Raw genomic sequence first — 6100 nt, 5'->3', positions numbered from 1 at the left:
ACACTGATATGCCGCTTGCGGAGATTGCTACCGCGACTGGCTTTACCTCTCGTTCTGCGATGTCGCGTGCTTTCAAATACTTTAAGATCAGACCGGAAGTGAGCAGGAACCAGCGGTATCTCGGAAATGCGCCTGTTTAGCTTCTGATAACCGGATCATGTGTTTTCAGCGCGTTATGCAAAAATCACCAACACGCTAGGCGATCCATCCCTGGGCAACCTCATGTCGCCGTGCCAGATCCGCTGCCGTATCTTGTGCCATTTTTTTGCATTGAGTGAGGTCTGGGTAAGTTTGGGCCTGACGGGACAGCCAATTACCGCGCGCGGAAAATGAGGTCATTTGAGATGGGACAGGTCGGGCCAACTCAGAGCGCCCTGGCGCTATAGCGTAATCGGCCCTCAACCTGACAAAGCCGCGCGGGTGACCCATCGGGTGCGGATTGCAAGGAATCACAATTTAACATACTAACATATTAGTTGACATAAGAGGTGCGCCGCCTTAGCAACATGGGCTAAGCAGGCGGTGATGTGATGCAAGCACAAGGCGGCAAAGATGTTGTGGATGGGGCGGCGCGCCACCGCGAGCCGCAAGGCAAGATTGTCGTGGCTCTGCGTGGCCGGCAGGCGGATGATCAACCTGCGCGTATTCCGGAAACTTCGTCTGAACCTGTTACGTGCGCTCACAGGTCTGGATTGGCGCAAATCCATGCCGGTCAGACCATCGTCCGTTACGATCAGATCATCGAGCAAACCAAAGACGAGGAACTTGCCTTGAGGGGCGTAGTGTTTGCACCAATGCAGATCGAAGCCGTGATGTAATCTGCATGTGGCCCAGGGGAGAGGGGCAAATGGGAGATACTATTTCAAAGATGGTCGAAATGACCGGGATTGATAAGTTTTTTCCCGGCGTACACGCATTGAAATCCGTGCAGTTCGATCTTGAGCCGGGCGAAGTTCACGCACTTATGGGCGAGAATGGCGCTGGAAAGAGTACGTTGATGAAAATCCTGTCGGGCATTTACCAGCGCGACGGTGGGGTCCTGAAGATCGAAGGGCGGAGGTCAGCCCGACAACGCCAAGAGAGGCTCAGGATCTGGGCATCGGCATCATTCATCAGGAGTTAAGCCTGATGAATGATCTGACCGTAGCGCAGAACATTTTTATCGGGCGCGAACCCCGCAAGAGCTTTGGTCGGCTGGACGAGGCCGCTCTGAACGCACAGACTGCCAGAATTTTTGCGGCGATGAACCTGAACCTAGATCCCAGGGCGTTGGTCGGGAGCCTGACCATTGCGAAACAGCAGATGGTCGAAATTGCAAAGGCTTTGTCGTTTCGATCCAAGGTTTTGATCATGGACGAGCCCACAGCGGCGTTGAATGATGCAGAGATTGCCGAACTTTTTGTCATTATCCGTCGTCTCAAGGCCGAAGACGTTGGCGTCGTTTACATCAGCCACAAGATGGACGAGCTCAAGCAAATTTCAGATCGTGTTACGGTGATGCGGGATGGCGAGTATGTTGGCACCATCGGCGCTGCCGAAACACCTATCAGCCAGATTATCGCGATGATGGTTGGCCGAGAGGTTAATGAAGAGCCTCTGGAAGTGCCTTGCCTGGGCGACGCAGAGGTATCGTTGCAGGTTACCGGGCTTAGCCGCAGCACCGAAATTCACGATGTCAGCTTCTCGGTCAAAAAGGGGGAAATTCTCGGATTTGCTGGCCTTATGGGTGCAGGACGAACCGAGGTTGCGCGCGCCATTTTCGGAGCTGACCCAAGAGACAGCGGCGAAATTCGGGTGCATGGCAAGGCGGTCTCGATCAGATCGCCCGCTGATGCGGTCAAGGCGGGGATCGGATATCTTTCAGAAGATCGTAAGCATTTCGGCCTCGCCACAGGTATGAATGTTCGGGACAACATCGCCTTGGCATCGATGGATCGCTTCACCGGTTCTGGCGGAGTTCTGAAGGACAGCGAAATCAGCGCGACTGCTAAAAGCTACATCAAACAACTGGGTATCCGAACACCTTCGGACGTTCAGGAAGTCCGGCTTTTATCGGGCGGCAACCAGCAAAAGGTCGTGATTGCCAAATGGCTTTTGCGCGACTGCGACATCCTGATTTTTGACGAACCCACCCGCGCGTATCGACGTGGGCGCCAAATCCGAGATCTATAAATTGCTGGAAGAGCTTGCAGGGCAGGGAAAGACGATCATCGTAATTTCGTCTGAGCTGCCTGAGATCATGCGCCTCAGTCATCGCATCGCAGTGATGTGCGAAGGCAGGCTGACCGGAATTCTGCCCGGCGGCAAAGACACCACTCAGGAAGACATAATGCATCTGGCCACGCAACGGGCAGCGGCGATGCAGGTAACGGGGGCAGCACATTGACAACAGTATCGGATATCGAAAAGAAAAAGCCGCTCTCGGGCCTTGCGGATAGCGGCGCGTATCAAAAGCTGTTGGCTTTCGCCAGTTTGATTGTGCTGCTGATCGGGTTTTCCATCGCTTCACCCAATTTCATGCAAACATCCAATATGATCGCCATTCTTCAGGCGACATCGGTCAATGGTGTGCTGGCAGTGGCCGCGACTTTGGTCATTATTACCGGCGGTATCGATCTGTCGGTTGGAACATTGATGACGTTCTGTGCCGTGATCGCCGGCGTGGTCCTGACATATCTGGGGATGCCCCTGCTGTTGGGCGTGATAGCTGCCATTGCCGCCGGTGCGTTTTGCGGCCTGTGCTCGGGCACTTTCGTTGCCAAGATGAAAATCCCGCCCTTTATCGCCACGCTTGGCATGATGTTGATCCTCAAGGGCCTGTCGCTGGTCATCTCGGGTACGCGCCCGATCTATTTCAACGATACGCCCGGGTTCGATCAGATCTCGCGCGGGTCACTGATCGGAGAGATATTCCCCGCATTGCCGATCCCGAACGGTGTACTGATCCTGTTTCTGGTCGCTATTGCCGCTTCGTACATCCTCGGGCGTACAGTTCTGGGTCGCTACACCTTTGCGCTTGGCTCGAACGAAGAGGCCGTACGTTTGTCGGGCGTGAACACCGACATGTGGAAGATGCGCATCTATGCGTTGGCCGGAGCAATCTGCGGTGTCGCCGGTATTCTGATCGCCTCGCGATTGAATTCGGCACAACCCGCGCTGGGGCTGGGATACGAACTGGAAGCAATCGCTGCGGTGGTGATCGGCGGAACGTCTTTGTCCGGCGGGCGCGGCACCATCCTTGGTACGCTGATCGGCGCGCTGATCATGGCTGTGCTGACCAACGGCCTGCGCGTTTTGTCCGTAGCACAGGAATGGCAGACCGTCGTGACCGGCGCAATTATCATCCTGGCCGTCTACGCCGATATGGCACGACGTAGGAAGGCAGGTTGATCAAGTTCATTTGAGCAAAGACCAAAACGACCAACTGGAGGAGAAAACATGTTTTCACGTCGTTTCATTCTGGGTGCGCTGAGCGCCGCAACCCTGACAGGATCCGCCTCGATGGCGGTAGCAGAAGAAGTTTATATCCCGATGGTTTCCAAGGGCTTCCAGCATCAGTTCTGGCAAGCGGTGAAATCTGGTGCGGAACAGGCGGCCGATGAGTTCGATGTCAAGATCAGTTTCGAAGGCCCGGACAATGAAACAATGGTGGACCGCCAGATCGATATGCTGGCCGCTGCCCTGGCCAATAATCCCAAAGCGATCGGTTTTGCCGCTTTGGACAGTCAGGCTGCAATCCCGCTTTTGAAACAGGCGAATGAGAAGGGCATACCGATCATTGCATTCGACAGCGGCGTTGACAGTGATATTCCGGTTTCCACTGCTACCACCGACAATCTTGCAGCCGCTGGTCTGGCCGCGGACAAGATGGCCGAAAAACTGGGCGGGAAGGGCAAAGTGGCCGTTGTGGCACATGACCAGACCAGCCGTACCGGCATCGACCGTCGTGATGGCTTCGTCAATCGCATGGCCGAAAAGTATCCGGACATCGAGGTTGTCACGGTTCAATATGGCCAGGGTGACCATCTGAAATCGACCGAAGTCACCAAAGCGATCCTGACGGCAAACCCGGATCTGAACGGGATCTTCGGAACAAACGAGGGCTCAGCCATCGGCGTTGTAAATGGCGTACAGGAACTGGGCACCGAGGGGCTGGTCATCATTGGCTATGACAGCGGCAAGGCTCAGAAAGACGCGATCAAAAGTGGTCTTATGGCGGGTGCGATCACGCAGAATCCTGTGGGTATCGGTTACGAGACCGTGAAGGCTGCGGTTGCAGCTCTGAACGGTGAAGAGGTTCCGGAACTGATCGACACAGGTTTCTACTACTACGACGCCTCGAATATGGACGACCCAAAGATTTCGGCTGTTTTGTACGACTAGGATATGCGCCCATATCGACCAATCTGGCCCGCCTTTTCGGGTGGGCCAGACATGGATTCAGAAGTTTCGAAGCATTCGGCCAACGTCCATGGCGGATGGCGTGATGCAAGAAGCGATGCAGAAACGTGGGACGACAACGTCCCACTTGAGGTTGACGTGAAGGACGCGCTGAAAACGACCATCGGCAAGATGGTGCTGTCGGAGCAATCACATACAACAGGTGCCTAAAGGCCTGCCTCTTCGCCGGTGCTCTCGCAGCGATCGTCATGTTCTTACCATGAAACAACATCATGCGCTGAGCTTAAAGCTACGATGGATCAAACAGTTTGGGGCGTTATCCGGGACAGATTTGTCTGCGCTATTCGGGTATCCGGAGGGCTTGTTTCAGAAGATCAACCCGCTCTTTCGTTAGAACGCCAGTTCTCAGCCATTCGTAAGAAAGTCCGATATATACGCCGCCCATTCGAATTCCGAACCAGATTGAAAACTCGGCATCGTGGCTTTCATCCTGTCCTTTGACGATCTTGTCATCGCCTCGTTCACTTCGGGGCCTGGTGCCACCACTCTGCCGATGCTGATCTTCTCGAAGGTCAAGATCGCCGTGTCACCGGATGTGAACGCCTTGGCGACGCTGATCATCCTGGCCGTAGGTGTCGCACTGGCAGGGGCCATGCTGGGGTTCAGGTCCGGCAGGAAACGCTAGGGGTCAGATCTTCATCACTGAAAACGCAGGGTTCTGCTTCATGCTTCCAGACCACCTGTTCACACCCGGGCGGCCACGGCAAATTCTTCACATAAGCAGAAATTCCCTTGAACAGATGCGCAGCAACCATGTGCGGAATTGGCTGACGGCCCGAGAGCCATCCGCGCGAAACGAGGTTACAAGATAATAGGCATTGCCGGTGGGAATGCTCAGATCAAGCGGCGCAACGAGATGCCCTTTGCGCCGCCCCTCTTCACCAAAGGGCCGGCGGTCCATTGCCCAGCCCAGCCCGCTCTGTGCCGCCTGCAACGCGTTCGAACGATTGTCCATGTCGGCTATCGGTTTCCATGGGGTTTCGCTCAGACCCGCTGCCGAGAACCATCGGTTCCATTCATTTGCATGATGGCGGCTGCGGATCAGAGGTTCCGACAGCAGCTCTTCGGGTTGGGGAACCGATCCGCGTGCCGCGAGGTATTCCGGCGCGCAGACCGGTTGGATTATCTCATCGAACAGCTTGATGCAGCGCCTCTTGCGGAGGTTTGTTAGCATATACGATGGCCATATCTATATCACTGCCGCTGAGAGTGATCTCTTCGGGCATGGTGACGACATTGACCGTTACATTTGGGGCAGCTCGCAATTGCGGCAGTTTCGGAATCAGCCACATATTGGCCAGTGATTGATACATGTGTACCGAAACCGACTGATCGCTGTTCTTGTCCGTGTACTGGGCAAATGCCGCATCAAGCGTGTCCAATGCCTGACGCAGCGGCTCATAGAGTGCTTTGCCGTCATCCGTCGCTTCAACCAGTTGGTTGGTTCCGCGCTGCAATAGCGTTGTGCCTACGAAAGCCTCCAGCGACTTAATCTGATGACTGATGGCCGAGCCCGTAACGTTGAGCTCTTGCGCGGCTTCAACATTGCGACCCAGCCGGACAACGGCTTCGAACGCACGAATGGCGGCAAAGGGTGGGATTTTCCGTGACATCTGAAAACTCGATGAAAGTCCAACGC

At 55.1% G+C, this 6100-nt stretch carries 10 protein-coding genes; 8 read left to right on the top strand and 2 right to left on the bottom strand.

Annotated elements, in window-relative coordinates; translation table 11 throughout:
• The first annotated feature begins 530 nt into the window (after positions 1-530).
• From ACR3E4_RS21540 to ACR3E4_RS21505, 8 genes are all read left to right on the top strand, one after another.
• Positions 531-818, top strand: coding sequence for a hypothetical protein (locus ACR3E4_RS21540; protein WP_480535970.1), 288 nt, complete (start codon positions 531-533; stop codon positions 816-818).
• A 59-nt stretch (positions 819-877) separates the two neighbouring features.
• Positions 878-1123 (top strand): ATP-binding cassette domain-containing protein, encoded by a 246-nt coding sequence (locus ACR3E4_RS21535; RefSeq protein WP_480567259.1) that lies wholly within the window; start codon positions 878-880, stop codon positions 1121-1123.
• A gap of 5 nt (positions 1124-1128) precedes the next feature.
• Positions 1129-2172: a sugar ABC transporter ATP-binding protein gene (locus ACR3E4_RS21530; protein WP_480567257.1), complete on the top strand. Its 1044-nt coding sequence runs from the start codon at positions 1129-1131 to the stop codon at positions 2170-2172.
• Positions 2147-2386, top strand: a complete 240-nt coding sequence (locus ACR3E4_RS21525; RefSeq protein ID WP_480567256.1) for a hypothetical protein — start codon at positions 2147-2149, stop codon at positions 2384-2386. The genes ACR3E4_RS21530 and ACR3E4_RS21525 overlap by 26 nt, the downstream gene beginning before the upstream one ends.
• Entirely contained in the window at positions 2383-3390 is a 1008-nt protein-coding gene (locus tag ACR3E4_RS21520; RefSeq protein WP_480535973.1) for an ABC transporter permease, read from the top strand. Before ACR3E4_RS21525 ends, ACR3E4_RS21520 begins: the two co-directional genes overlap by 4 nt.
• A 48-nt stretch (positions 3391-3438) precedes the next feature.
• A complete protein-coding gene (locus ACR3E4_RS21515) occupies positions 3439-4383 on the top strand; it encodes a substrate-binding domain-containing protein (protein ID WP_480535974.1) in 945 nt (314 codons plus the stop codon).
• A gap of 51 nt (positions 4384-4434) precedes the next feature.
• Positions 4435-4611 (top strand): hypothetical protein, encoded by a 177-nt coding sequence (locus ACR3E4_RS21510; protein ID WP_480535976.1) that lies wholly within the window; start codon positions 4435-4437, stop codon positions 4609-4611.
• 268 nt (positions 4612-4879) lie between these two features.
• Positions 4880-5086 carry a hypothetical protein gene (locus tag ACR3E4_RS21505; protein ID WP_480535978.1) on the top strand — a complete coding sequence of 69 codons (207 nt, stop codon included), beginning with the start codon at positions 4880-4882 and terminating at the stop codon, positions 5084-5086.
• 87 nt (positions 5087-5173) lie between these two features.
• Here ACR3E4_RS21505 and ACR3E4_RS21500 read toward each other — a convergent pair whose 3' ends face one another.
• Both ACR3E4_RS21500 and ACR3E4_RS21495 read right to left on the bottom strand, forming a co-directional pair.
• On the bottom strand, positions 5174-5635 hold the full coding sequence (locus ACR3E4_RS21500) for a LysR substrate-binding domain-containing protein (protein WP_480567254.1): 462 nt from the start codon (positions 5633-5635) through the stop codon (positions 5174-5176).
• Positions 5589-6074 (bottom strand): LysR family transcriptional regulator, encoded by a 486-nt coding sequence (locus ACR3E4_RS21495; protein ID WP_480567252.1) that lies wholly within the window; start codon positions 6072-6074, stop codon positions 5589-5591. The genes ACR3E4_RS21500 and ACR3E4_RS21495 overlap by 47 nt, the downstream gene beginning before the upstream one ends.
• Positions 6075-6100: the final 26 nt, after the last annotated feature.

The sequence above is a fragment of the Ruegeria sp. AP11 genome, assembly GCF_056535865.1.
The sequence above is the reverse complement of the archived record's forward strand: the minus strand, read 5'-3'. Positions and strand labels throughout refer to the sequence as shown.

Coding starts and splice junctions, on each gene's coding strand:
- ACR3E4_RS21540 (WP_480535970.1), top strand. CDS start 531: ATGCAAGCACAAGGCGGCAAAGATGTTGTGGATGGGGCGGCGCGCCAC.
- ACR3E4_RS21535 (WP_480567259.1), top strand. CDS start 878: ATGACCGGGATTGATAAGTTTTTTCCCGGCGTACACGCATTGAAATCC.
- ACR3E4_RS21530 (WP_480567257.1), top strand. CDS start 1,129: ATGAATGATCTGACCGTAGCGCAGAACATTTTTATCGGGCGCGAACCC.
- ACR3E4_RS21515 (WP_480535974.1), top strand. CDS start 3,439: ATGTTTTCACGTCGTTTCATTCTGGGTGCGCTGAGCGCCGCAACCCTG.
- ACR3E4_RS21510 (WP_480535976.1), top strand. CDS start 4,435: ATGGATTCAGAAGTTTCGAAGCATTCGGCCAACGTCCATGGCGGATGG.
- ACR3E4_RS21500 (WP_480567254.1), bottom strand. CDS start 5,635: ATGCTAACAAACCTCCGCAAGAGGCGCTGCATCAAGCTGTTCGATGAG.
- ACR3E4_RS21495 (WP_480567252.1), bottom strand. CDS start 6,074: ATGTCACGGAAAATCCCACCCTTTGCCGCCATTCGTGCGTTCGAAGCC.